This window comes from Paenibacillus glycanilyticus (assembly GCF_051200795.1).
Classification (GTDB): domain Bacteria; phylum Bacillota; class Bacilli; order Paenibacillales; family Paenibacillaceae; genus Pristimantibacillus; species Pristimantibacillus glycanilyticus.
The window spans coordinates 1778099-1804219 of the sequence record NZ_CP195155.1 but is presented as its reverse complement, the minus strand read 5'-3'; the positions used below and the strand labels follow the sequence as shown (position 1 = coordinate 1804219).

The window sequence follows — 26121 nt, the reverse complement described above, 5'->3', positions numbered from 1 at the left end:
CTAGATCTGTGCTTATACAAAGGAAAAAATTAGTAGATTGGCAATAAGCCGCATTCCTGTTTATCCCAATCCGGCTAACGATATCTGTATTGTCCCTGACATCTTTCCCATTCCTGATTAATCGGTTTGGAGTACCTCATCCCGGCACTCATCTATATAACGTTTATGCCGATCTTTCATGGGCTCTGTAATATGCTCTTTGCAAAAAAGAGGTTCTTCTTCGATACTAAGAAACCTCTCAACAAGCTTCAGGTTTTCTTTCCCTTCAATTTCCACGATATGTATCTCCTCCAGTAGAACTGTCGCCTTTGCACTGTCTAAAAAACTAGCCATGTCATAATGAATAGCTCCATCATACCCCAACTCTTTCATGTTTTTCTGAAAACCGGAATCCGATTTAAGCTTGTCGAGTTGAGTTTGAACCTTTTTCCCAACGCCCCCTTGCGCTCCGGATACCCCTAAGTAAAGCACCTTTTTTTTGGAGCAATAGCTCGTCTGGCCATAAAAAATGTAAACTCCGGGGAAATTCATATCGAATATTTCCTCCTTACTTTGAGGGGATACATCATATACCTTTGGCGGAATAATGGCTTTTGATTTGGAATACTGCTTCTTAAATCCTTCAAGAAGCGCTTCTAATATTTTATCCATATTAGCGATCACCCTTTCCTCAACTATATTTATTACGCTGCCCTGCCCAATAGTTCAACAAATAAGCAGCCAGCGTAAAATGAACGCTGGCTGCTTATAAGAATAAGGATAGAGTTTCAAACTTAGACCGTTAAATCATTTTCCGATTTTATTCGAATGGCTTCTTGTAACAGCCTTTGGAGAACGGCTGCAAAAACGGCGATCACCATTGAGGCGAAAATAATGGCTGTTCCCATTGGCATGAAGCTTGGAGGATCAACTTTTTGCGCCATGAGATAGTAGAGCGGCATACCTAGCAGGTACAAGACACTAATGGTGATGCCACAATATTTTATATTCTTTAAAGCCTTAACGGATAATTCCGAGAACGCTTGATTGTTATCGATATAGCTTAAAAGTTTAAAGGCTTGATACAAAGCAAAGTAAAAAGGTATCGCTGCCGCGTACATATCGATTAGAACGAGAGGCTTTATATAAGCAAGATCCGGATAAGATTCTCCAGCAAAATCCCCGATTTTGGGCACTAAAAAAATGCACAAAGCAAGAACCGGGATTCCAATAAGAATAACGGCCATCTTCAAAAAGAGTGTTGTTCCCCGTTTCATAAAAGCACCTCGCTAATTTAATCACAAAATGACCTTAACATAAAATTTATTGTTTTACAATAAATTAGAATTGTTTTTCATTATATTCTGATTGTGAATATAAGGTAAGCTGCTTTTTCGACACATGAGACAACTCATCTTAATATCCTACATTAGCCCCTTAATGTAAAAGGAGAGTTTTGATGGGAAGCGACTTCATCTATGACTACATCGTAGTGGGTACAGGACCTGCAGGAGCGGTCATCGCCAAAACCTTATCCGACGATAAAAGAACATCCGTCCTTGTTCTGGAAGCAGGCGGAAACAATGATAAAGATAAACCGATTAGCGACTCGACGATGGCTTCCGAGTTGGAGGAACAATACTTCCCTCAGTATTTCTGGCAAGGAGAAGGTGTTCCGCAAGCGGGGCTGGACGATAGAACGTTTGAATGGACGACAGGACGTCTCTTGGGAGGCGGTTCATCGATAAACGGGGAACAATACGTACGCCCAACAAGCAAGGTATTCAAAGAATGGGAAAGGCTGCTCGGGCCTCTCTGGTCTCCAAATCGAGCGGTTCAGCGGTTTAAAAGACTTGAAAGATATAACGGGAAAACAAATAATACCTTGGCGCACGGTTATCATGGGCGCATTGACATTCGTCAGGCTCCCGCCAATCCGACATCCATGGCAAAAAAAGTAGTTACCGCAATCGAGCGAGCTACCGGATTCTCTGAAATTCTCGATTACAATGACCCGAGAACCCCAATTGGCCCCTTTACCCGATGGCAATTGTATCAGAATCCGAATGGCAGAAGAGAAAGCTCTTCCACTGCTTTTTTGTCTTCCGATATCTTAACCCCGAATGGTCGGGGAGTAGATGGCCGTCAATTAAGATTATTTTCCGATTCGACTGCTTTAAGAGTGATCTTTTCCAATAAGCGAGCTAGCGGAGTGGAATTTCTAAAAAGCGGTAAGCGTATAATCGCGCACGCAAGGAAAAAAGTCATTATTGCAGCGGGTATTAACAGCGCCCAGCTCTTAATGCTATCCGGAATCGGATCCTCAAAAACACTGAAGGAAGCCGGTATTCGCTGCGTCTTTCATAATCCAAACGTGGGGAAAAGCTTAAGAAATCACACACTGAACTTTGCGGTATTTCAATCGAATCCGCACGACAGGCCTTTACCTTCCAATGATCCGAATGCCCTTTATACCGGAGGCGCTTTCCTGCCTGCCCCTTTGGAAATAGACGGCAAGCGCCGTCGGGCGGTTCAGATTCTGGGTATTGGTTCCGAAGACGATACGTTAACGTTAGGTTTAATTTATCTGCATCCGAAAAGTCGCGGTTCCATTCGAATCCAAAACAAAGACCCGCTTAAAATTGTGCTCGCAGATGAAGGCTTTCTCGATAATCCGAGTGATATGGAAGCCATAAAAAACATTTACAAGATCTATGTAAAGGATATAGCTACTGAACTAAACTCCATAGATCCAACATACCGCCTCATTTCACCAACGCTTGAAACGATAGATGACGATAGCGAACTCGAGCAATTTATTAGAGAAAATTTCGACCACAATCATCATCAGCAAAGCTCGCTTCGCATGGCTCCCTTAAGCAAGGGCGGGGTCGTTGACCGGAGGGGACACGTTCATGGGGTGAAAAATTTAATTGTTGCGGATGCTTCCATTATCCCATTTACTGTGGATGGAAACACCTCGGCTGCGGCCTACCTAATCGGATACACGATCGCTGAACAAATCAAAAGGATGGATAAAAGGAAAAAGAGGAGGATTCGAGGAAGATTCGAAAATAGCGAAGAATAACCTAAAATCTCATACTTTCAGTTATTCATAAAGGGCACTCTATGTTCAGAGTGCTTTTTACGTTTTTTCTTTCTGTCATTGCCAAAACGAGACTGTCCCGCAATGCCTCTGACGGCTATAAGGGCAGTCTCTTTTCATATAGTTATGGGCTCCTTCCCGCCTAGGATTTTCCTTCTCTCTCTAGTAAGCGAATTCTATGAAACTATGAATCTATTAAATAAGCACTAGCACAGGTGAATCTATTAAATCGTGAATACAATATATTACTTTACAGCTAGAAGGAGTGATAAGATTGAAAATGAAAAAATTCAAAAAAACGACGGCAAAGAGAGTGACCAGAAGCAGCAAAATGAAATCGCAATTGGTTACGATGCTGCAGAATCAAGCTAGTATAAATAACTTTGTCGCCGCATTGAGTACCGGTGTCATTAACAAAAGTACGGCTGTCACTATTGCCCATACCGAAATCTTGAATCGCCGAAATTCAGCCATTACCGTAAGGGTCATCGTTATCAACTGGGATTCCGGTTCACCTGTCGTGCTGAGTACCACGAACCGTGTAATTCCGGCTAACACGTTCAGCAGCTTTTCGACTAATGTCGGCGGTATCCAATTTCATTACGAGGTTGTCGTTTTAACTTCAAGAACTTCAAACGTCATTATCAACAACTTCGGTACCAACGCCGCCTTTGTACCGCAGGAAGGCAGTACGGTATTGAATAATGACTTGGTTAGAATCAGTATCTAATAGCAAAGTCCAAAAGTAATTGAAAAGCCCTCGCATCGACCATAATTGGTGATGCGAGGGCTTAAAACTTGTTATCCCCCATCCTCTGATATGCCTGCCGGCGTCTGCAGGTTAGCTGGTTGTGCTTCGCACTCTCCTGCGCGCTACGCCGGAGGCATAAGCCGCTTGAATGACTGCTTCCTTCACCCGTTCTGCAACATGCGGATTAAATACGCCCGGGATGATGTAATGCTCACCTAATTCCTCTTCGCTCACGACGTCTGCGATTGCCTGGGCCGCAGCCAGCTTCATCGCTTCCGTAACGTGGGAAGCCCGGCAATCCAGCACGCCCCGGAATAGACCCGGGAAGCACAGCACGTTGTTAATCTGGTTCGGATAATCCGAGCGTCCGGTTGCCATAACCCGGACAAGGCCCTCGGCTTCCTCCGGCAAAATCTCCGGAGTCGGATTAGCCATCGCAAATACGATCGGATCGGCAGCCATCCGTTCAATATCCGTGCGCTTTAGTACGCCCGGGCCCGAAACACCGATGAAAATATCCGCGCCTTCGATAACATCGGACAACGCTCCGCTCTCCATCTCCGGATTCGTATGCTCCGCATACCAGCGCCAAGCTTCGTGCGCATAGCTGTTGCCTCGTACAAGCGCGCCTTCCCGGTCAACGCCTACAATCCGCGTTACTCCCGCTGCCTGCAATATTTTCGTGCATGCAATGCCTGCCGCGCCGATACCGCACAGTACGATCTTGCAATCTGTGGTCTATGCAGATCTGTCCTACGGTGTCGTCGGCCGGCCGGAGCGTGTCTACCGAACAAAGAAATAGAATGGCTGACACAAAGCTATACGTTTTTCTGTGGAAGCTCCACGATTTCGACCGCATATGGCTCCATTGTTAAGGTTTGGTCCATATCACAATCGTTGAAGATACTTCTATATATCCCATCAAGCTGTACGGTCTGTGGCTTACGCGTGAGGTTCATTAGGAACAAATATCGTGTTGACTCATTTGCACGCAATGAGATTTGAACACCTTCAGGTAATCCAGGGAATAAGTGCAGGCCTGATTCGTCTGCAGCCTTTTTAAAGAAATCTACATAAAAAGCTTCCTCAGGAATCGTTCCCAAGTAGTACACTTTGCCTTCACCCAAAGCGTGAACGGTTGCAGCGGTCTGGCCGGCGAAGAAATCATCTTCGTACCATGCTACAGGTTCCGCACTTTGAGGTGATAAGATGTCGCACCATTGACTGCAGGAGTAAGACTTGTTTTGCCAACGAATAGTATGAACATCTCTGCCTATTGGATCGTACTCCGCTACAGTGACCCCCGCAGCATCGGAAAGAGGTCCGGGCAAAGGTCGAATCCAACATATGTTATTTGGATTCTTCACGCCTGTTCGAGGCATCAATACAAGCGTCGCCCCATTCTTGACGCATTCCTCCAAACGTGACGCTAGATCTGGGTCGAGCAAGAATAGCGAAGGAGCCACAATGAGCTTATATCCGCTCAGGTCTTCATTCTCGCTCAGTACATCTGTCATAATGCCTAGTTTAGTGAAGGCGCGATGAATTGTTTTTATATTATCGAAATAATCCATTCCTTCTACTTGCGGCTGCATCTGAAAGGCGTTAAATTGATCGTGCGAATGAAGGATAACCGCTTCGCTCTGTACTTTTGTCCTTTCTAAGAGAGGAGCAAGTTTCTGTACTTCTTGGCAGAGTCCACGGTACTCTTCAAACCGCCTCCCGGGTACATTACTATGGTCAATCAGCCCGTGCCAGAATTGTTCTGCTCCCGACGGAGCGCTCCGCCATCGGAAATGCACAAGCGTATCCGCTCCACGTGCAATGCATTGCCAAGCAAAGGCTCGTATAAATCCAGGATGCGGTGTACGCCACATCGGCATCCAGCAGCCTGGGGGACCGCTAATTGTCTCCATGATCCAGAAATTCTGCCGTTTGATTCCGCGCGTCAAATCCAAGGTCAATGCTCCACTATATCCACTTGAAACATCCTTTTCCGGACTCGTGCTCGGATAATAATCAAGGGAGACAAAGTCCAGATTCTCACAAAGTTTGTAGTAATCCAGGCTCATCGGATAGCTCCAGATGTTGTGCGTAACGAAATGATTCGGACAATGCTTCTTCAAGATGTTCAATTGCAGTTGTTGGAACTCGACTACCGAATCGGTTTCAAAACGTTTGTAATCCAGCAAATACGATGGATTTTTATGCTTGGTGCCTCCTAGTGGGGTAGTGATTTGTGACCAATTGCTGTATTCCCCGCTCCAAACGACAGTCCCCCATTCTGAGTTGACAGCCTCGATAGAACCATACTTATTTTGCAACCAATCCCGGAACCGCGAATTGCAATGATCGCAGTTGCACTCATGCAGACCGAACTCATTATCAATCTGCCATCCTACGACAGCTGGGTTAGCCGCATAGTGAAGCGCAAGCTTTTCCACGATTAAGGTCGAGTAGTGTCTCATTGAAAGGCTATTATAACATCGGTGTCCCCGAACTCCGGGATAGTGCGGATGCAGCTGTGCATCACGCGGCAGTACATCTGGATACTCATGGACAAGCCAATTCGGAGGTGTACAGGTCGGGGTTCCGATGACAACCTGGATAGCATGTTTTGCAAATGTATCGATTGCATCATCAAGCCACGTAAAGTCATAACAGCCTTCCGTGGGCTCTAATCTAGACCAAGCGAATTCAGCAACACGAATCAGGCTGACGCCCGTATCTTGCATGAGCTTCGCATCTTTCTCCCACATGGAGCGATCCCAATGCTCCGGGTAGTAATCCACACCCATTCTCATCTGATAATTCTCCATTTCTAATATCATTATTTTGCTTGCAATTCATTCAATAGGCTTATTATATTATTTATATAAAGAGCATTAAATCACACTTTTTTGTTATACATATCACTATTATGCTATTTGAGGTGAGATTATTGCGCATAAATCACTTTGTTCCTGACCCACGATTCGAACGCTTTCTCTGTTACCCAGAATCATTTGGCCACTACGCAAACGAGACAGAGCACTACGAGAACCGACCTAATGGACTCACCACATACAACTGGCATATCGTTCGGGCAGGCAAGGGATATGTTCGGATCGGAGAGAAAACCGTGGAGCTGAACAGTGGTACAGGTTTTCTATACGGTCCAGGTGTGCCACAGCAATACTACGCTGACAGCTTTGAGCCATGGGATATCAGGTGGATTCATTTTACGGCTCGCGGTTTAGGTACACTACTGCAAGGACGGGGGGATCGAGAGCCTTGGCTCTTCTCGTGGGAAGGAGTAGAACGGCTTGACCAGTTGTGGTCAGAATTGTTAGATTTCCGCATGCCTCCAATGCAGGAAGGAGCAGCTAGATTATCTGCCATTACTTATGAAATGATCGCTTTAATCGTCCAGCATGCTGAGACTATTGAAGGCAACCCTAAACCTGGAATGCGGGACAGGCTAACTGTGGCAGCGGAGTGGATACGCACACACTGCCACGAGCCGCTCACGCTCGAGCAGATGTCATCGCAAGCTAGCTGCAGTCCTTCGCATTTCAGCAGGCAGTTCCACAGCTTAATTGGGAAGACTCCGATTGAGTATTTAACGGAATGCCGTATTCTCCAATCCAAAAACCTACTGGTATCGACGAGCATGACCATAAAGAATATTGCTGAGCTTGTCGGTTTTGCAAACAGTACATACTTCATTCAGCGGTTCCGAAAGTCAGAGGGGATGACCCCGGAACAATTCCGAATACTACGAGGTGCCGGAAACAACCAACAAAACTGAAAAGACCGAGTAGAGCATTGATCTCCTCGGTCTTTTTTGTTGCTTCATGTCCGGTCGTTTCCACTTTGTTGAACTAAAGCCATTTGAGCAGCTTGATAAAAACAAAGAAAAACCCTTGATACACAAAGGTTTTTCTTTGTTTTATTATGGTGGAGCCAAGGGGGATTCGCCCCTAGCTTTAATTGCCTTTGAGACATGGTTATCCCCCATTTTTACCTGGAAATGGACTCTACAACACTGTTGCTGAGCTTAGACGACTGATTTCCAATTGCCCTTCAATTTGCTGAGGGTTGCGAAGCAGGTTGAAGATCGGGCAAACCTGTTCGATCGCTTGATGGAGCGCCTGCAATGTTTCCTCTGACTCTTCGGATCCTATTATCAATTTGTAGTGAATGTTATGAGGGTAAATCGGGATATGCTCGTAGCCCGGACGACCGGCTAGCGGGTGCATCTCCCCTGTTACTTCTACTTCAAGCGAGTGAAGAGAGACTTGTCTTTCAGCAGCTTGGATTAATGCAATGTGCGTCAAGCAGCTTCCGAGCACCCCAAGCTGAAGCTCAGGAGAAGAGGGACCAAGATTATAGCCCGCGAAATCCGGCGGACTGTCGCTTATGACTTGGAAGTCCCGAATTCGGATTTCCCGAACACCGCTTCTTCCTGACGCTCTTACCTTAGCACTGATAGAATTAACTTGATCCGGCTGTTTCTCGGCTTGAACTCTACGCGTTAGAAGTGCTTCCCTTTTCTGTTTCAAGTATTCATTTAAGGTTCCCATGCTTCTACTATCCCCTTTCCTATATAACGATCCACTTTGAATAGAAGCTTAGACTGATGAAGGTTCAGTCCGGCCCATGTACTGAAAGCAAACTTAAACAGATAAATCACCTAAAAATAGTTGGTTTTAAATAATATAGAACAACTCAAACAGCCACGTCTAATATAAAAGATCAATACGCTCATTTTACATTTCTATAATTGATCACAAAGAAGCTCACCTATCCTTCTTGGATTCAAACGCCGTACCCTACTTGAAACAGACACAAAAAAACGCAGCCCTTATCAGGTTGCGTTACAGACTGTCGAGAAAAATCTCGACAGTCATCTTTATTCCTACCATATTATTATTACTTGCTTAGAAAGCAGGAACAACCGCTACTCCGTATTTGTCCTCAATAAACTTCTTCACTTCCGGTGTTGTTAACGCGGCGTTTAACTTCTTAATCTCATCCCGGTTCTCGTCACCGCTTCTTACAACGATGACATTCGCGTACGGAGAATTTGCGTCTTCCCTGAACAATGCGCTCTGCGGATCGATCTTGGCCTCCAGAACCAAGTTTGTATTAATAATCGCTCCGTCCAGATCCGGAAGAGATCTTGGCAATGTAGCGGAATCCGCTTCTACGAACTTGAGTTTTTTCGGATTGTCGATGATATCCTTCGGTGTTGCCTCGTAAGTCGTCAGTCCGTCTTTGAGCTTGATCAGACCCTGCTGCTGCAGGAGAACGAGAGCACGATATTCATTGGACGGATTGTTAGGAATGCCGATTGTTGCTCCCTCTTTGATTTCGTCCTTGGATTTGAGCTTGCTCGAGTAGAAGCCGATCGGCTCCACATGCACTTTCGTCGTTACGACGAAGTCGTAGCCCTTCTCGTCTTTGACGGAATCCAGATAAGGAACGTGTTGGAAGTAATTGGCGTCGATCTGCTTCTCCTGCAAGGCCGGATTCAACTGCCCTTCATCGTCGAGTACTTCGATCTCCAGATTAACTCCTTCCTCTTTAAGCTTAGGCTTGATGAACTCCAAAATTTCGGCATGAGGCACGGCTGCCGCTCCCACTTTTAACGTGACTTCTTTAACCGGCTCGGAGGCGGACGAAGACGGACTTTCGCTCGGATTCTGATTAGCGGAGGCTTGCGGAGAACTATTGCCGGAGGACCCGTTGTTATTCGAACCGCAAGCAGCGGCAATCAGACTCACAACAAACAGGAAGGCAACAAGGACCGCCATTCTTTTCTTAGACATCTTCTCTCTCCTACTTTCCATTTTTATATTTGTAATAGTATTGAAACTTCAAGTCGCTCTTCCCCGGCAAACCAGGATTATTCGAGCTTATAACGCCTGTTGTGAATGGACTTCGCTATCCCATCGCCGGTCCACTGAATGGCTTGAATCAGGAGTATGATAACCAAAACGGTTGCGAACATAATATCCTCCCGGAATCGTTGGTAGCCGAAGCGAATCGCTAGACTTCCTAGTCCGCCAGCTCCGATAGCTCCGGCAACCGCCGTTAATTCGGTGATTCCGATGATGGCAATCGTTACGCCTCGCACAAGCGCAGGCAGCGCTTCGGGTATGAGAACCCTGAAGATGATCGTAACGGGCGAAGCACCGACTGCGATCGCCGCTTCAATCTTCCCCGCGCCCACTTCCTTCAACGAGTTTTCCACAATTCGTCCCAGGAAAGGAGCAGCACCGATCGATAACGCAACGATTGCCGCGGTTGGACCAAGCGACGTTCCTACGATTAGGCGCGCTAGGGGAAGCAACAGCACGATCAGGATAATAAACGGAATCGACCGGATGCCGTTGATGAGGAAGCTTATCACCTTGTTGACATGCACGGACTGTAAGACATGTCCTTTATCTGTTACGACAAGCAGAATACCAAGGGCCATTCCTAATAGAAGAGCGAAGAAGGATGACCAGGCCACCATATAGAGAGTCTCTCGTAGAGCTTTCCACAGGAGCTCGAATAAATCGTTTTTCAAATTCCCTCCCCCAATCCTTCAATCAGGCCTCTTCTATTACGATACTGCTCCAAAACGCCTACGAATTTCCGTGCGGTATCGCTCTCCGGATTCAGGAACAATTTGGCGACCGGACCGGTCTCCACGATTCTCCCATTCTCGATAACGGCCATGCTATCGCATATATGCTGGAGGACTTCCAACTCGTGAGTAATGAGCACGATCGTCAGCTTCAACTGGCGGTTAATGTCCTTTAGCAGTTCCAGAATGGAATAGGTCGTCTCCGGATCGAGAGCCGAAGTCGCTTCATCGCTTAGAAGTACATCCGGATCATTCGCGAGCGCGCGGGCTATGCCAACCCTCTGCTTCTGCCCCCCGCTAAGTTGTGCAGGGTATGTCCCTTCCTTGTCGGACAGCTTAACCAAGTCAAGAATCTCCCGGACACGCTGCCGAATTCGTTCTCTCGGATGACCTGCGACCACGAGCGGAAACGCAACATTCTGATACACGGTTTTACCGTCCAGCAGATTAAAATGTTGAAAGATCATGCCGATCTTCTGCCGTGCCTTGCGTAGTTTACGACCTTTCAATTGCGTAACATCGTCGCCTCCGATCCAGATACGCCCCGAATCCGGTTCCTCCAGTCGGTTCATACACCGGATCAGCGTGGATTTACCGGCTCCGCTAACTCCGATAACCCCGAAGATTTCCCCAGTGGCTATCTGTAAATCGATGCGGTCCAGCGCTGAGACACTTCCTTTTTTCGTCAGATAGGTTTTGCTCAGTTGCTCCACGAGAATCAAATCGTCACCTCCTCATACAAATAAAAAAAACTAAGCCCTTCCCCCTTCATTTGAAGGACGAGTACTTAGTTTCCAGACATCTGGTCAACTTAATGATCCCCTATTAAATTCTTATTATTCCGATATGCTTTAACTAATTTAATTCATTTTCCACAAGGTGTCAATATCTTCCCAAAAAGGAAACCTTTAATTATACTATTCACATGAAAATACTTATGTTTAGGGGGCATATCATGAGTAGTGCAACACGCCAAATGAAATTGTCGGCTTATCTGGTCGGCACCGGAATGCATGTCGCCTCATGGAGACTACCGCAAGCACACGCCGGTGCCAGCATTGACATCGACTACTACAAGAAGCTTGTAAGAACTGCCGAAAAAGGGAAATTCGATATCGCATTTCTTGCAGACAGCCTAGCGATCAACGAAGTCTCTCATCCCAACATTCTTAACCGTTACGAGCCGATTACCCTTATCGCCGCTTTGGCGGCCAGCACGGAGCAAATCGGCATTGTCGCCACAGCATCTACCTCCTACATCGAGCCGTTCAACCTCGCTCGCCTGTTGATGTCCGTCGATCATATTAGCAAGGGCCGGGCTGGCTGGAATATCGTCACGACCCGCGATTTATCAGGGAACACTGCGAGAAATTTCGGTGCCGAGGATCATCTTGAGCATGGATTCCGCTATCGAAGGGCCAGTGAGTTCCTGGACGTGGTGCTGGGTCTGTGGGATAGCTGGGAGGATAATGCTTTTATTCACGACAAGGAGGGCGGAGTTTTCTTTGATCGCAACAAGCTTCATCGGCTCCAGCACAAGGGAGAGTTCTTCTCGGTAGAAGGTCCTCTGAATATTGGCCGTTCCCCCCAAGGACGCCCCGTACTCGTTCAAGCCGGTGTCTCCGATTCCGGGCAAGAGCTCTCTTCCCGGGTTGGCGAAGTCATCTTCTCCATCAAGTACGATTTAGATGATGCGAAGTCGTATTATGATACCTTCAAGAGCAAAGTGGCTGCCGCCGGACGGAACCCGGATCAAGTTCATATTCTGCAAGGCATCTCTCCTATTATCGGTTCTACGGAGGCAGAAGCGAGAGAGAAGAGAGGCAGGCTAGAGTCCCTCATTCCCGAAGAGACCGGTATCGGTTTTCTATCCGATTATTTCCAAGGCTTCGTCGATTTCACCGGCTTTACACTAGAAGACCGGGCCAAGGATGCCGGACTGGATCGCCTCCCGATGACCAAAACCGACTATTTGAAGCATCAGCCGATTATTTCCCGGATAAATCCGACGCTTCGCGAGGTTTACTCCCTGCTCACCGGATCGTTCAGCAGCGACCATCTGGTTGGTACCCCGGAGAAGATTGCCGACACTTTAGAGTATTGGTTCCGAAACCGCGCTGCTGACGGCTTTATGCTGATGGCGCCTTCGTTACCTGACGGATTAGAGGATTTCGTCGAGCAAGTCGTGCCTATTTTGCAGGAGCGAGGCTTGTTCCGGTTGGATTACACCGGCGCTACCTTGAGGGAGCATCTTGACCTACCGTTTCCGGCTAACCGTTATACTTGATCTCTAATAATTGGCGCTGTTCCTCCCAGTACTTAAAGCAAGACAGCAGCTGATCTGTTGATTAGCTACCGTCTTGCTTTTCTGATTCTCGCAAGAAAAAAAAAGCATAAAAAATTCACCTATAGCTTTATGGAATTCTCCTCTAATTTAACTAAACATCGATATGAATTTAACACCATTTTTATTTAGCGTCTTCTTAAATTCATCAAGCATTTTTACCTCTTTTGAAATTCGTGATACCTTAGTTACAATTACTGCGTCTAATTTGGGAAGTTTATCATAAATACCTGCGTAATTATCCTCAAAAATCTGATGCCAATAGGCAACCTTAATATTCTCGGATTGAGCAAAAGAAGTAATGCTAAGTCTTTGTTCTTCGGCGCTTTCAAAGCTAGAATCTCTTAGTATAGCCATAGCTTTCATATGGATAATACTCCTTTTTTAAATCTATGTTTGTTACTATTATCGGCAATATTCGAGAAATTCCCAATAAAAAAAGCAGCCTATTAAATATCGCTGCTTAAGAGTCTTTCGCTTATTTTAAAATGTACTCGATCCGATCCAACTCGTCTTGAGAAAACGATGCATTCGCGAGTGCGCCAACGGCATCTTCTATCTGTTCTACTTTGCTGGCGCCTATTAACGCAGAAGTGACCCGGCCGCCGCGCAAAACCCAGGCTAATGCCATCTGGGACAGTTTCTGGCCTCTTTCCAATGCTAATTTATTCAATTCTTTGACTTTTGCAATACGCGTCTCGCTAATATCCTCGGGGCGTAAGAATACGCTTGGTCCAGCTGCACGAGAATCAGAAGTAATACCATTCAAATACCGGTCGGTTAGAATTCCTTTCTCAAGCGGCGAGAATACGATCGATCCGATTCCCTCCTCCTCGAGAACTTCCTGCAGGCCATCCTCTATCCACCTTGACATCATGGAGTAATTCGGCTGATGGATCACGCACGGAGTGCCCAATTGCTTCAAGATGCGGGACGCTTCTCGAGTTTGTTCCGGTCGATAGTTGGAGATCCCCACATACAGCGCCTTACCTTGACGGACGATCATATCCAGCGCAGCCATCGTTTCCTCTAGAGGTGTATCCGGATCAGGACGGTGATGATAGAAAATATCAACATAATCAACCCCCATCCGCTTCAAGCTCTGATCCAAACTCGATACGAGGCTTTTCTTGGAGCCCCATTCCCCATAAGGTCCAGGCCACATGTAATATCCCGCTTTCGTCGAGATGATCAACTCGTCCCGGTAAGGTCTCAAATCATCCTTCAACATACGGCCGAATGATTCTTCTGCGGATCCGGGCGGCGGCCCGTAATTGTTCGCCAGGTCAAAATGCGTAATGCCCAGATCAAATGCCCTTCTAACCATCGCCCTGCCATTCTCATACTTATCGATTCCGCCAAAATTGTGCCATAGTCCAAGCGAGATCGCAGAGAGCTTCAATCCGCTCTTTCCGCAGCGGTTATATGTCATCGATTCGTATCTTTCTTGTCTTGCCGTATATAACATTCTTACAACCTCCTCTTAACGTATAGGCTCATTATAGTACGCCTGATTGGGACGGCCTATGTCCGCATGGAAGGTAAATATGGCATAATGTCTGAATTTATCTACTATCGATACAGCTTTGGAGGGACTCCTTTTAGCTTTTTAAACATTTTGGAGAACAGCAGTGCATCCTGATAACCTACCGAACGGGCAACCTCGCCTATCGAATATTCACCTTTACGCAGCAGATCCCCCGCCCGATCCATCCGGTAATTAAGCAAGTATTGCTGCGGGGGCAGTCCCATTGCCTCCTTAAAGAGGAATGACAAGTACTTGCGATCCAACCCAAGCGAGGCGGCCATCTGCTGAACCGTTATCGGCTCGCTGAAATGACTATGGATGAAATCCAAGCTGCGATGGATGTATGTATCTTGCTTGCGAGGCTGAACACCGCCATCAGCCGACGAAGGCTGCGAATCAATCAACACCGTAAGAAACTCAATCAGGAGCGAAGTCAATCTCAAGTCATGATTCCTGGGATGGTTCGCCGCTTCCAAAAGCAGTTCGTACAAATTGGGCATGAGCTGCTTATCCATAGGGAACACCGGCTCCTCTGATGTCAGCTTGGTTCGCTCCAGAACCTCTCCCACCTGTTCACCGCGAAAGCCGATCCAAGAATAACTCCATGGATCGACAGCATCAGCCTGATAGGAAATCACTTTACCGGGGTAAGCCAGAAAAGCTTGGCCTGAAGTCAACTTAAACGTAGAACCGCCAACCTGCACAGTTCCGGTTCCCCGGTGTACAAAATGTACCTTATAATGGTCACGTATGCCAGGACCGAATGCATGGTTAGGAGAACAGTCTTCTTTCCCCCAATAAGATAAATAAAAATCCGGGTTATCTCGGGATGAACGATACGAATTATAATGAAAAGCCTTCAAAAAGTTGTCTCCTTCCCTTGCTGCAGATGTCCAGCAGAGAGTCATATATCGGACATTATACAATAAATAGATTCGCTGATTCTTCCAAGCTCGAGCAACTGCCGGGTCCGCCCCTAAGATGAGCGCCGGCAAACAATAAAAAACCTCCTTCGAACGAAGCAGGCTGAATTTATTGTTTATTGGAGCCAAGACGCAGGTTGAAGATCGGACAAACCTGTTCGAACGCTTGATGGAGCGCCGGCATACAGACTCAGTATTTACCTTTGTACGGACTGCAAAATCATGCATACTACTAAATCTGCCCATTTGAAATGCCTAATCGACTTATCTTAGAATTTTATTGGTTCAAGTGGTACCCAAGTTAAATCATTTATTCTTGTTAACATTAATGAAATTCTAACTATTGATGACTGAGGTAATTTTGGATAAATGAACTGATATTCAACTGATTGGCTAGTCTTTACAGATTCAGGTCCAATAACTATCGGAGATTGGTTATTAAAATCAAATTCTTTCTTGCTATCTTCAAGTTCGAAATAAAAATATGGTTTAAAATAATATTCTTGTTGATTATCATTTGTAATTCTAACGGTAAGCTTAGCAACATTTTCATTACCTTGATAAGTTACTTGCTCCATATTCTCAATTAATATTGAAACATTATTTGCTACTTTTAGAGATTTCCCTAAAGCAACATAATTAGTTATTTGAGCATCCTTATAAGGAATTTCATCTCGTTCTGGTTTAGTTTTAATTGATATTAAATTGTTCTTACTGTCATTGATGACTTCAGAATTAAATGCCTTTGCAACATCTCTGACTGGCACATATGTCGAATTATTATAAATTATTGGGTTACTAATAAATACTTTTTCATTTAATCCAATAGTTAATTCTGTATTTACATACGCTTTGATTTGTTTTAAGGAACTAGAAGCATTGACTGTAGATGTGAAGGTCAGCAATAAGACAAAAATAATTAATGTTTTTTTTCGTTTCATTGAATTTTCTCCCTCAATATCAAAATGTCTTTCGGATAAAGTTATTCAAACTTCTAAATTATAAATGACATTTAAGTTATTCGTGAAGTGCTTCAATCTAACCTCCCTCTATGGAGAATTACTATTCTCTTAAATTCTCATGTTTCCTTAGATTTTGTACGTTTTTCTTTCATACCAGACAATCATTAGATGGAACAAGGTTGTAGAATATGTAAAATATGGGGCGGGGAAAGTGCAAAAATATATCTACTCAGACCACTCATTTAAAAAAGTGGACATTCTGGAGATATATGGTTGCACCTTTGGATCTCCACTTAGGCTCATGGCGGTCAACCCTCCCATGTCTCACAGAGTCTTCGCTCCCACATTCCTTCATTCAACCTGTCCATGAGGTGGAGGTCGGATATGCTGCCCGACAGGATCTTCGTCCGTATGATAGTTCTGTTCCGACTCATCCGTGCTTCAATTGTCTGTATTCCGTATGAATGTTCTACTAAGAAAGCATAGAATCTAAGCTGCTAACGACAATGCTGTAAACTGGGGGATATCCTGTAACATCGTTTCTTCACTAAACCAATGCCCCTTTTTCAGGACACCAAAGAGAACTCGAATTAGCTTGTTGCATAACGCAATGAGCGACTGCATCTTTTTCAAGGGATTATTTGGTCGTTTCGTATAATACTGATGCAATGCCTTAAACGCTCGGTTCTTAGCCACCAGTGGCATCATGACGCGAAATAGCAACGCTCGTAGTCGCTTACGACCTCGCTTCGTAATCTTCGTTTGTCCCTTGTGTTTACCGGACGTGTTTTCTTTTAGATTCAAGCCGGCGAGCTTAATGATTTGTTTCGGATGCCGGTAATACGTAATGTCACCAACTTCAGCGAGAAAACCGGCTATACTATCCCGGCCAATGCCTTTTATGTCCAGTAATTGCTTCACATGGGGGATTTGCTCCAAGAGCTCATCCAGCCTTGCCTCAAGCTCTTCAAACTTACTCTCAAGCAACTCGTACTGCGTTAACAACAGTTGAAGCTCTAGTTTTGCTAGTGCGGTCCCTTCTCGTATACCAACAGAACGGCTTGCCGCTGCTTTCAGACTTCTCATACGCTCGATGCCCAGACCTCGCTTGGCAACCTTTCTGAGGTGACTCAGCAGCGCTTCTTCAGACTCAGAAACCAGCTCATGGGGCAACAAACAAAGACTGAGCATTTGGCGTGCTGACTTGCATTCCCAGTCCTTAAATACCGTGAGAAACTCTGGAAAATACCGATCCAACCAGTTATGAACGCGGCCTTGCACCACGCGCAGGTCAGTCGACAGATGATCGCGAATTTTCATCGCTTCCCTTAGTTCGGCATAGATGCCCTGGGGAAGGTTGGGTACAGCATATCTCCCGTCTTTGACGAGCTGTGCGATGACTTTAGCATCTTTTATGTCATTCTTGGTTGGTGAATTGTCATCCAATTCTTTGCTTTTCTTCACATGGAGCGGATTAACCACAGCGCACGTAACATGCTGTTCTCTTAAAAAATGGGCCAGGTTCAGCCAGTAGTGGCCGGTTGGTTCCATGCCAACGATGACATCCTGGAACCCTTGCTCCGTCGCAAGCTTTCTGAACCAGTTAACGAACATTTCGAAGCCTTCACGGTCGTTCTCAAACGCAATTGATTTCCCGAACTCGACTCCGCGGTAGTCTTGTGCTCGAGCAACGTGTTTGAATTTAGCAATGTCTACACCGACAATTAAGGTAGAAGAAGTAATTTGATTAATGCGTTCATTTTGAGTAGAATTCATCTTGTAGTCTCCTTGGTTTGTATTTGGATCCGGTCGCTGGCGAGCATCTGGGACCCTCATACATCATACCAAGGAGTCTTTTTGTTTCTCAAACCTCGTATTTCTCCATAATAGGAATGCTGCCCTTTACTTTAATAAAAAGCGGCAACGGATATCATATCCGTTACCGCCTTGTTGTTTTTGAACTAAAGTTCTCCGATAGTTGAATGGACTAACCGAGTGAAACGACCTTAATACAGGTGCGCACATAAAGGCCCAGTGGCCATTATGATGGCAGCGGTATAAATGCATAAAGTTGTTCTCTGCTTCCCCTCAATCGTGTATACTAGTATCCAAATTAAACCAAATTAAAGTTGGGTTGATTGGTTATTTTTCCATACTGATCATACATGGCTCTCAGTGATGATAGAACGCTTATTCTAAAGCGTACAGTAGGAAAGGAGAGAGCAGCAACTATGCAGTTGAAACCGAACAAAACCATAGTGACCTTCATAATAATTTGTGTACTGCAGCTATCGTTGTCAGTCGTGAGATTATTCACAATGGACCATCAAATGGTCCCCACTTTTATTGGCTTTACCTATTTTCTCGTGAGCCTAGTATTTCTGGGACTTCTCGCTGTGATGCTAATCGATCTTCTGATGGAGGCGCGGCGAACGATTCAAGGCCGTATCATAAACAAAGAAGGCAGCATTATTAACGTGCTTCGGGATGACGGTAAGCTAAAGCGCTTCAGAATAAACGTACCTGAGGTGCTGGATGCTCTCCGAGCTGACTATAGAGTAGAGATCGTGAGCACGAATCTGGCCAATATTCCGAGCCGGATCACGGTGATTGAGTAACGAGATTCGTATAGTTCTTAAAACTAATGTTGCAAAGCAACCATCACTTACTTCTTCTTGGTGCTTTGAACTAAAGTTTCCCTTAGCTTAAGCCCCTTGTGTTATTGTCAACTCAAGATGATATCCTTTAGTTCAATCAGAGTTCTGATTCGATAACTGGCTTTTGTGAAGTCATGTGTTTTTGTGAAGTCGTTATGTACAATAGCACAGTCGATACCAGCTGCCACGGCTGAGTTCAACCCTCTATTTGAATCCTCTACAACCAGAGTCTCTTCTTTGGTAGCTCCGAAACGCTTTAGTCCGGTCAAGTAAGGCTCCGGGTGAGGCTTGGTGCGCTCGTAGTCTTCGCGAACAAGGACGAATTCCATGAATTGTGTAATCTGACGATTTTCATGAATAAGTTGAAAATCCGCACGTTTTGAGGTTGTCACGATCGCCATGCGAACGTACTTTGACAGCTCAGCCAGAGTTTCAGCTACACCTTCAATCTCTATAGCTTCAGTTCTTAGATATTCCTGATAATAGACATTGCGAACCTCACGCTGTTTACTGATGATCTGTTCATCGATACCTGCCGCCCTAGCTTGGGACCAAGTGCCCAATGACTGAGTCATATCGCGAAGGTATTGATCTTTATCCAAAGTAAATCCTATATCAGCTAGAGCGCGTGCTCCCGCTTTGTAATACCAGAATTCCGTATCAACCAGAACACCATCATGATCGAAGAGTATGAACTTTTTCATTGTTTCGTTCTCCTTTGTCATGCGGCAACCTTGGTGACCAAGTATTTATATAATCCTCCAGCGTGCCAACTCTCTGTTCAAATCTTTCTCTTTGAATCATCAACTAAAACTTTCCGTTAGTCGAGTCATTATTAGCTTGTCACAGCACCAATTTCTCGAGAGCAACAGCAACACCATCATTATCATTTGATTCAGTAATGTGTTTTGCACAATTTTTTAACTCCATTATTGCGTTTTCCATAGCAATCGGAAATCCACAGTTATGGAATAAACCTAAATCGTTAAAGTCATCCCCGAATACCATTACATTTTCTGCCCTCACCCCAATTTCATTAAGCACCCATTGCACGGCATTCCTTTGAGGCTGATTTGTGCATGATTTGAACCAGTACACCTCCGTCGGTTGCGATTACATTCACATGGTCGCCGAATTGCTCGATAATATCTATCCATGCACTGTAACCATGAACCAATATTTTTGTTGGGGAAAGTGAACTTAAAAAATCCTTATCAACAACCAAAGGTTTAGGATCACTTGAACGAATACCGAAATGAATAAGTTCTGAGTCAGAAATTGGTGTACATGTATAGCATGAGTCATTGACCTCGTAATTAATTATCGATTGAGCTGCATGTAACTTGATGAAATGGTTAATCTGATGGCTAATCTCCAATTGATTGGCCGCTCTAGGCGGTCGTGCCGCGGCAACGATAATATGGATTCCAGAATCATAACACCGTTTAACAGCCTCGTAATTTCTAGGCGATATGGATTTGTCGCTGCCGAGCAGTGTTCCGTCCAGGTCTAATACAACTGCCTGTATGTCCGACATCTGCATCTCTCCTCAAATTAATTTTACTAATAATAAGCTAATACCAGAAAAGATACTAGACTATTGTTGTTTAGCCTGTCGGTTAACGTAATAAAGCTGCAGCTGATCCTCCGATCTGCTGCAGCTTTTATGATTGAACTAATGTTCCCAGTTAGCTTGATCAACTATAATCTGATGCCCTTACTTATTGGTTGGGGAATAGCCTTCCTTCAACAAATCAATGATTTTTCTTGCCGAATCGGCTCCGTTCTTCATGCAGTCCGAGATCCCTGCGCCATAATAAGAGCATCCAGCAAGGATAATGCCTGGGAATACATTTGCCATGATGCTTTCAAGTGCATGGACGCTTCGCGGATGGGTAATCGAATAAATTGGCATTTGCCCGGACCAGTCGGTGATCTCGTTAACGACAGGTTCGGCGGTAATTCCAAGCCCCTTCTCAATATCGCTAAGGGCCACCTTTAGCAGTCCATCGTGATCCAGATCTTTTATTGAAGCGTACGAGGGATGGCTGCTTTTATAAAATAACCGGACGAGCAAATTTCCAGATTTGGACGTATGCTCCCATTTGCGACTTGTCCACGTGCAAGCGTTGCAGAACAATTCATCGGTCGTCGCGGTAATAAATCCCGTTCCATCGGCGGGGAGCACTGAATCGGGCACGTCAAAGCCGACATATACGCTGATGAGCGAGCTGCTTTTCAATCCCGAGAATTGCTCCGTAAGGCTCGAATCGTCAAGAATCGGTTCTGCTGCGGTATGCGGAATGCTTAGTACAACATAATCCGCTTCGATCATGTCCTGATTGTCTAAGTGCACGTGATACCGGCCATTGTCCTTATCAATTCTGCAGACTTTAGTGTTTAACAGCAATTCTTCGGTCAGACTAGCTTGAAAGGCGTCAATTAGTGAGCCCAGACCGTTTTTTAGCGAGAAAAACTTCTTCTCACCAATCCTAAACTTCTGCTTGTTTGTCTCTAGCCCTTTAATAATACTTCCGTATTGCTCCTTGTAGTCGATCAAGTAAGGTAGTGTTGAGGCAATTGTCAATTCGCTCAAATTCCCTGAATAGACCCCGGAAAGGACGGGAGCAATTTGCTTTTCGACTAGTTCGCTCCCGAGAAAATACTCCAGAAACGCGCCGACAGAATCGTCCTTCGTAAACGTCTCATTTTTCGTATAAAAATCTTTTAGCGCCGCAACTTTGCCTTCTGCCGAGACGAGCGTACTCTTGGCGAGAGACTCGATGCTTGCCGGAATACCGAACACCGCGTCGTCCGGAATCGGCTTCAGATGGCCACCAGCGTATATGAAGGAGCGTCCAGTCGCGTTATAGACCACGTCATCCTTCAAGCCCAGTTCTTCAATCACGCTCATGTCGTCTATTTTTCGCGCTACAATAGAATCCGCCCCGGTCTCCATCACGAATTGTTGATGCCTGACGGTTTGAATTTTACCGCCTAACTGTGCAGACGCTTCAATTAATAAAAGCCTGACCGCAGCTCCGGTTGCCTTCCTCCATTTGCGAAATTCATGCATGGCCGACAGCCCAGTAATGCCGCCACCAATCACAATAATTGTTTTCAAATTCAACACCTCATGGTTTAGTTCCCATTAGTTTAACATATCCACGCAGGTTTCTGGTATGATTGCCGTCACTATAACCCGAGTTTAATGGGTGATTGCTAACGGGTTAACCTTACGGTAGAAATCGTTATGGACTAATGGATGAATCGCAAGCATCTTCCACAAGAGAGAAGCAATCTTCGTCGTATTCGCTGCCACCGGAGATTCCGAGAGATCTGTCTGCAAGTTTTTCGTATCTTCTTTGTTTAGCCCCTTCCGCCGCGCCACGACCTTGCTTGTGCCCCGGAGGAAGGCAATTGAACAATTGTTGTGAAGCACGGTGTAGTGATAAGTTCCTCCCAAACCTTTTAATTTAAAAAAATAGCGGCATTCTTGGACACAAATGTCCTAGAATGCCGCTATATTATTAAACTAGCATCTCCCGTTACTTTAATGGAGATTGTCGTATTCTTTGATAATTATTTTAATCATGTCTAACGTATCTGTGGGAATTTCGTTTGATCTAAAGAAACCATATTCAATAACTTCATGATTATCAATTTTAATCACACCTTCAAAGTTACTACTTATGTAAGTAAGAGCAATGTAGTGAATCTCCACCCCAGACCTTCCTCTATGACTAAAACCATTTCCTGAGAAAACTTTGAAGTGATTTAAATCATCTATATAAATATTTAGCTCTTCGTGAAGTTCCCTTTTAAGCGCTTCCTCAACTGATTCCCCTGGCTCTAATAATCCACCTGGAAGCCCCCATGTACCGTCACAATGTTTCACAAACAAAATTAGACCATCTTCATTTAGCAATATTAAAGTTGGTCTTACCATTATCAATGGTAAGTCTGGTACGCGATTAATGAGTTTCTGTATGTACATCGTTATTCTCCAATAAGTTATATTATTTAGTTGCACTTCATAACGCGCTCCGTTTAGGTATAGAATTTTCCTTCATCCGCAATTTGGATCATACACCACGCAAATCACCAATTAGCTTAACAAGGCTACCGGTCATGTCGGCAACCTCATCTTGGGGTGTTTTTTCTACTATAGTTCCCCGTTACTTCAACAATGTATGACCTATATACGATCTCTTATAAGTTCTAATGCCTGTACAGTTTGATTCTTATAGCCTCCTGGGGCATCTTCATTAAGTTCTAACTCAAATCCCGCCCATTTATATAGCTTTATTGCTTTATAAGCCCAAGTTGATGTAGGCACATACATTATTTGATCACCTTCTATATTGATCATATGTCGTACGCCTTCTGCAATTAATGCTTTACCAAGCCCTAGTCCTTGATATTGCGGCTTGACAGCAACCCACTGAACAAATGGATGTCGACGAATTCCTGTATATTTCCACCAAGCTGTAAAAGTAGCAACTCTTTCACCATCAGCAGATTGAATGAACAAAGTTCTTAATTTAACTTCACTCATGTATAGCAAATAGCTCTTAATAAAATACTCCAAAGCCACTTCCTTAGAGTTAAATTCCAAAACAGAAGTTTCAATTTCAGCCCATGATTCTTCATCACCTGGCTGGAACATTACGAATGAAAATCCTTGAGGCAATGAAGCTATTGGAAGCAGTCTCCCTGCACTACGTTTTAGAATGACTCTGTACCAGTCCAAACTTGTATCAAGCATTACTACCCTCCTTTATAGTTCCCAGTTAGTTGAACACCATGACATATAATGAGTTACTTGTCAGCTAGCTTTATCGCTTCTACAATGACTGGCTCTAGCTTATTTTCTAAGTCATCCATAATTGCATAAAACTGTTCATCCAGGTTTTCAAGAAGCTGCCGATAATCCCAGCAGCTCGTCTAGGTGTATATACAGCTATCGTTTCCCAATAGCTTAATGTGTTTTAAATCTCGGAATTGCCAAACAAATTTTTTAAAATTGAATCTGCACATTCTTCTGAAGAATTTATGTGAGTATCGACAGTACAGTTATATTGAATATCTTTGGCCATTATTTTATTTTGCCACTCGGATTGATCTTCGGTTCTATCTCCGCGTTCAATATTTCTTTGACGACAAACTTCCAATGGACAAAAAACTTCAACAATATAGAAGGGATATCCCGCGAATATGTCCTTAACTTTTTCATAGTGCGGTTTTAACTCAGGTCTTTCAACCAAAATGCCATCGATAAGCACATTCTTCCCATGATCAGAAAACAGTTTAGCGGTATGATACATCATAATTATTGCATCACTTAAATATTTCCAGTAGTTTTCACGTAGATAATTTTCGCCAATTGTATTTTCAAACAGGTCATTTGCAACAACATAAAAAAATTCATCCGATCTTAATTGAATGGCATCTACTATAGAAGTTTTCCCGGCGCTAGTTACACCGTTTAAAAATACGATCTTACCCTTATCCATCTCAGTATTCCTCTCTTATTCATTGTCTCAAAAAATTTATTACTACGGCGAAGGCCCCTTTACAGCATAACATATAAACCTATAAATTGGTTTTTTAGATAAATATTTCAATCACGGTATCCTGCCCGTTACTTCAAATGAAACAGCTCCGCGGCGGTCTGCTCCCTGTCTTCGTTGAACTATCGTTCCCCGTTATCGTAATAATCCCACGTCCGCCGTCGTTTGAGCTGGGTAAGATCGGTTAATAATACCGCCGTTCGGAATCTTAATGCTCACGTGGTCGCCTACCGTAACAGCGTCATAATCGACTTGTTCAACCGAAATCCACATCGCGTTCGGTTTGGCGCTTTGTAGTATGTATTGCTGTGTTGGATCGCATTCCGTTTGCTAAATCCATGCTTGCAATCAAAGGGATTAGTGCCATTTCATTAGCTGGTATTCTTGGTGAGGCGGGAGATTTAAGCGGCTTTGTTCATGGCAATGCGCTGTTGCGTCATGCCGGTCTCAACCTGGCAGAAGCAAGCTCGGGCAAATGGACCGGACAGATGAAGATTAGTAAGCGTGGACGATCTCGACTTCGACGTTTCATCTTCATGATGACCATGAGTTTAGTTGCAAACAACCCTGAATTCAAGGCCATACATGCGCACAATGTACAGGTGAAAAAGATGAAAAAAATGAGATCTCTTATGAAACTATGCGGTAAATTAGCTCGAGTTCTCGTTGGTATGGCCCGAAGCCGGGAAGATTACAATCCCCACAAAACAATGCCCACTCAGCTAGCTGCTTAATTATTATCTAACCGTTTCGTTGTACGAATTTTGGCTTATTCGCGGGATTTCAAAAGAAAGCACGGAGTACCGGATACATTGAACCAAAGGGCACTGACCCGTACCGTTAGCAAGACCGGCCTCCACCCCTTGGACAGGCGTAACGAAGGAATGAGAGGGCAAAGACCCGTTGAGACATGGGAGTGAAAACCTCCAGGGGCGGTGTGGAGAATGCGTGCAGTATATGGAAGGATATGGGGTTTCGACCTCCCCCTCTATTTCCTTACGCATTCATAATGTCCTAGTCTACCAAAAGGGTTCTCTTACTATCTTTCTGCAATTCTGGCAAGGGTGAAATCCTGCGAATAAGCGAGCATTCGTGAGAAAACTAAATCGTTCCCAGTTAGTACAAAATTACCTCAGAAAATACTCCCGTATTTCCAACCAGTTGTTTACTCTAACGTATCCTGTTTCGTTTATATTGTGCGGTGCTGTAAATAAAATTCCTTGACCTTTAAATCGTTGAAAATGTCTTACATTATCATCAATTAGGTAATCCGCATGGATAATACTCTTATCTCCGCAAAAAACAAAATTCATCTCATCTAAAAAGGGGAAATGTTCCTTTAGCCATTCATATTTCGCGGTGAAAGAAGATGGAAACTCCATCGCTGCTGTGGTAATGAATACTTCAAAATGTTCACTTAATTCTTTGATTACTTCTTGACTATCTTTCATGACATCTAAATCGCGGAAAAATGTAGGGTCATTTAAGTAAGCAATAATCTCATTCTTCATCTGAGGACGCAACTCCCTAAGACGCGTTCCCATCAAGTCATTCACAGTCAGATTCTCATTGTAATCACTATTAAACACTCGTAAATGTTTCGGGTTAAAATCAGCTATAACTTCGTCCATATCAATTGCAATTCTATGCATATAACCACTCCTTCTATCTTTGAACAC

At 44.5% G+C, this 26121-nt stretch carries 25 protein-coding genes and 2 pseudogenes; 6 read left to right on the top strand and 21 right to left on the bottom strand.

Going from position 1 to position 26121, the window contains the following annotated elements; genetic code table 11:
* Window positions 1-117 precede the first annotated feature (117 nt).
* Window positions 118-651, bottom strand: coding sequence for a hypothetical protein (locus ACR9FF_RS08105; protein ID WP_435170223.1), 534 nt, complete (start codon window positions 649-651; stop codon window positions 118-120).
* Window positions 652-773: 122 nt separating this feature from the next.
* The gene (locus tag ACR9FF_RS08100) at window positions 774-1256 is read right to left on the bottom strand and encodes a DUF2975 domain-containing protein (RefSeq protein WP_127496108.1); all 483 of its coding nucleotides are present in this window, start codon (window positions 1254-1256) and stop codon (window positions 774-776) included.
* A 182-nt stretch (window positions 1257-1438) separates the two neighbouring features.
* Between ACR9FF_RS08100 and ACR9FF_RS08095 the strand changes: the two genes are divergently transcribed.
* Window positions 1439-3067: a GMC family oxidoreductase gene (locus ACR9FF_RS08095; protein WP_435170221.1), complete on the top strand. Its 1629-nt coding sequence runs from the start codon at window positions 1439-1441 to the stop codon at window positions 3065-3067.
* Window positions 3068-3359: 292 nt separating this feature from the next.
* Complete coding sequence (locus ACR9FF_RS08090; protein WP_127496732.1) at window positions 3360-3815, top strand: hypothetical protein; 456 nt, start codon at window positions 3360-3362, stop codon at window positions 3813-3815.
* 111 nt (window positions 3816-3926) lie between these two features.
* On the opposite strand, the pseudogene ACR9FF_RS08085 reads toward ACR9FF_RS08090, so the two are convergent.
* Both ACR9FF_RS08085 and ACR9FF_RS08080 read right to left on the bottom strand, forming a co-directional pair.
* Window positions 3927-4568, bottom strand: a pseudogene (locus ACR9FF_RS08085) (NAD(P)-dependent malic enzyme); the annotation flags it as partial.
* A gap of 86 nt (window positions 4569-4654) precedes the next feature.
* On the bottom strand, window positions 4655-6655 hold the full coding sequence (locus ACR9FF_RS08080; protein ID WP_435170219.1) for a beta-galactosidase: 2001 nt from the start codon (window positions 6653-6655) through the stop codon (window positions 4655-4657).
* 101 nt (window positions 6656-6756) lie between these two features.
* Here ACR9FF_RS08080 and ACR9FF_RS08075 point away from each other — a divergent pair, with 101 nt between their 5' ends.
* On the top strand, window positions 6757-7626 hold the full coding sequence (locus ACR9FF_RS08075; protein ID WP_435170217.1) for an AraC family transcriptional regulator: 870 nt from the start codon (window positions 6757-6759) through the stop codon (window positions 7624-7626).
* A gap of 229 nt (window positions 7627-7855) precedes the next feature.
* Here the strand turns inward: ACR9FF_RS08075 and ACR9FF_RS08070 are convergent, their stop codons facing one another.
* The 4 genes from ACR9FF_RS08070 to ACR9FF_RS08055 form a co-directional block, all read right to left on the bottom strand.
* Entirely contained in the window at window positions 7856-8401 is a 546-nt protein-coding gene (locus ACR9FF_RS08070; protein WP_127496742.1) for an OsmC family protein, read from the bottom strand.
* Between the two features lie 357 nt (window positions 8402-8758).
* Window positions 8759-9649, bottom strand: coding sequence for a MetQ/NlpA family ABC transporter substrate-binding protein (locus tag ACR9FF_RS08065; RefSeq protein ID WP_435170215.1), 891 nt, complete (start codon window positions 9647-9649; stop codon window positions 8759-8761).
* 77 nt (window positions 9650-9726) lie between these two features.
* On the bottom strand, window positions 9727-10395 hold the full coding sequence (locus ACR9FF_RS08060; protein WP_435170213.1) for a methionine ABC transporter permease: 669 nt from the start codon (window positions 10393-10395) through the stop codon (window positions 9727-9729).
* Window positions 10392-11177, bottom strand: coding sequence for a methionine ABC transporter ATP-binding protein (locus ACR9FF_RS08055; protein ID WP_317979047.1), 786 nt, complete (start codon window positions 11175-11177; stop codon window positions 10392-10394). The genes ACR9FF_RS08060 and ACR9FF_RS08055 overlap by 4 nt, the downstream gene beginning before the upstream one ends.
* Before the next feature lie 233 nt (window positions 11178-11410).
* On the opposite strand from ACR9FF_RS08055, the gene ACR9FF_RS08050 reads away from it, so the two are divergent.
* Window positions 11411-12742: an LLM class flavin-dependent oxidoreductase gene (locus ACR9FF_RS08050; RefSeq protein ID WP_435170211.1), complete on the top strand. Its 1332-nt coding sequence runs from the start codon at window positions 11411-11413 to the stop codon at window positions 12740-12742.
* A gap of 147 nt (window positions 12743-12889) precedes the next feature.
* Here the strand turns inward: ACR9FF_RS08050 and ACR9FF_RS08045 are convergent, their stop codons facing one another.
* The 5 genes from ACR9FF_RS08045 to ACR9FF_RS08025 form a co-directional block, all read right to left on the bottom strand.
* Window positions 12890-13165, bottom strand: a complete 276-nt coding sequence (locus tag ACR9FF_RS08045) for a recombinase family protein (protein WP_317979045.1) — start codon at window positions 13163-13165, stop codon at window positions 12890-12892.
* 112 nt (window positions 13166-13277) lie between these two features.
* The gene (locus ACR9FF_RS08040) at window positions 13278-14267 is read right to left on the bottom strand and encodes an aldo/keto reductase (RefSeq protein ID WP_435170208.1); all 990 of its coding nucleotides are present in this window, start codon (window positions 14265-14267) and stop codon (window positions 13278-13280) included.
* A 104-nt stretch (window positions 14268-14371) separates the two neighbouring features.
* Complete coding sequence (locus ACR9FF_RS08035; protein ID WP_127496749.1) at window positions 14372-15190, bottom strand: AraC family transcriptional regulator; 819 nt, start codon at window positions 15188-15190, stop codon at window positions 14372-14374.
* A 329-nt stretch (window positions 15191-15519) separates the two neighbouring features.
* A complete protein-coding gene (locus ACR9FF_RS08030; protein ID WP_435170206.1) occupies window positions 15520-16191 on the bottom strand; it encodes a stalk domain-containing protein in 672 nt (223 codons plus the stop codon).
* A 510-nt stretch (window positions 16192-16701) separates the two neighbouring features.
* On the bottom strand, window positions 16702-17988 hold the full coding sequence (locus ACR9FF_RS08025; protein WP_435166230.1) for an IS110 family transposase: 1287 nt from the start codon (window positions 17986-17988) through the stop codon (window positions 16702-16704).
* Window positions 17989-18530: 542 nt separating this feature from the next.
* Between ACR9FF_RS08025 and ACR9FF_RS08020 the strand changes: the two genes are divergently transcribed.
* Window positions 18531-18830: a hypothetical protein gene (locus tag ACR9FF_RS08020; protein ID WP_435170204.1), complete on the top strand. Its 300-nt coding sequence runs from the start codon at window positions 18531-18533 to the stop codon at window positions 18828-18830.
* A 107-nt stretch (window positions 18831-18937) separates the two neighbouring features.
* Here the strand turns inward: ACR9FF_RS08020 and ACR9FF_RS08015 are convergent, their stop codons facing one another.
* From ACR9FF_RS08015 to ACR9FF_RS07985, 7 genes are all read right to left on the bottom strand, one after another.
* Window positions 18938-19573 carry an HAD family hydrolase gene (locus ACR9FF_RS08015; protein ID WP_435170202.1) on the bottom strand — a complete coding sequence of 212 codons (636 nt, stop codon included), beginning with the start codon at window positions 19571-19573 and terminating at the stop codon, window positions 18938-18940.
* A gap of 139 nt (window positions 19574-19712) precedes the next feature.
* Complete coding sequence (locus ACR9FF_RS08010; protein ID WP_435170200.1) at window positions 19713-19913, bottom strand: HAD family hydrolase; 201 nt, start codon at window positions 19911-19913, stop codon at window positions 19713-19715.
* Entirely contained in the window at window positions 19906-20406 is a 501-nt protein-coding gene (locus ACR9FF_RS08005; RefSeq protein ID WP_435170198.1) for an HAD family hydrolase, read from the bottom strand. The genes ACR9FF_RS08010 and ACR9FF_RS08005 overlap by 8 nt, the downstream gene beginning before the upstream one ends.
* A gap of 180 nt (window positions 20407-20586) precedes the next feature.
* Window positions 20587-21993: a protoporphyrinogen oxidase gene (hemG, locus tag ACR9FF_RS08000; protein WP_435172060.1), complete on the bottom strand. Its 1407-nt coding sequence runs from the start codon at window positions 21991-21993 to the stop codon at window positions 20587-20589.
* Between the two features lie 429 nt (window positions 21994-22422).
* Window positions 22423-22866 (bottom strand): NUDIX domain-containing protein, encoded by a 444-nt coding sequence (locus ACR9FF_RS07995; RefSeq protein ID WP_435170196.1) that lies wholly within the window; start codon window positions 22864-22866, stop codon window positions 22423-22425.
* A 201-nt stretch (window positions 22867-23067) separates the two neighbouring features.
* Window positions 23068-23637 carry a GNAT family N-acetyltransferase gene (locus tag ACR9FF_RS07990; RefSeq protein WP_435170194.1) on the bottom strand — a complete coding sequence of 190 codons (570 nt, stop codon included), beginning with the start codon at window positions 23635-23637 and terminating at the stop codon, window positions 23068-23070.
* Window positions 23638-23860: 223 nt separating this feature from the next.
* Entirely contained in the window at window positions 23861-24385 is a 525-nt protein-coding gene (locus tag ACR9FF_RS07985) for a phosphotransferase-like protein (protein WP_435170192.1), read from the bottom strand.
* 362 nt (window positions 24386-24747) lie between these two features.
* Here ACR9FF_RS07985 and ACR9FF_RS07980 point away from each other — a divergent pair.
* Window positions 24748-25176 (top strand): annotated as a pseudogene (locus ACR9FF_RS07980) (transposase); the annotation flags it as partial.
* Window positions 25177-25569: 393 nt separating this feature from the next.
* On the opposite strand, the gene ACR9FF_RS07975 reads toward ACR9FF_RS07980, so the two are convergent.
* Window positions 25570-26094, bottom strand: a complete 525-nt coding sequence (locus tag ACR9FF_RS07975) for a 5' nucleotidase, NT5C type (RefSeq protein ID WP_435170190.1) — start codon at window positions 26092-26094, stop codon at window positions 25570-25572.
* Window positions 26095-26121 lie beyond the last annotated feature (27 nt).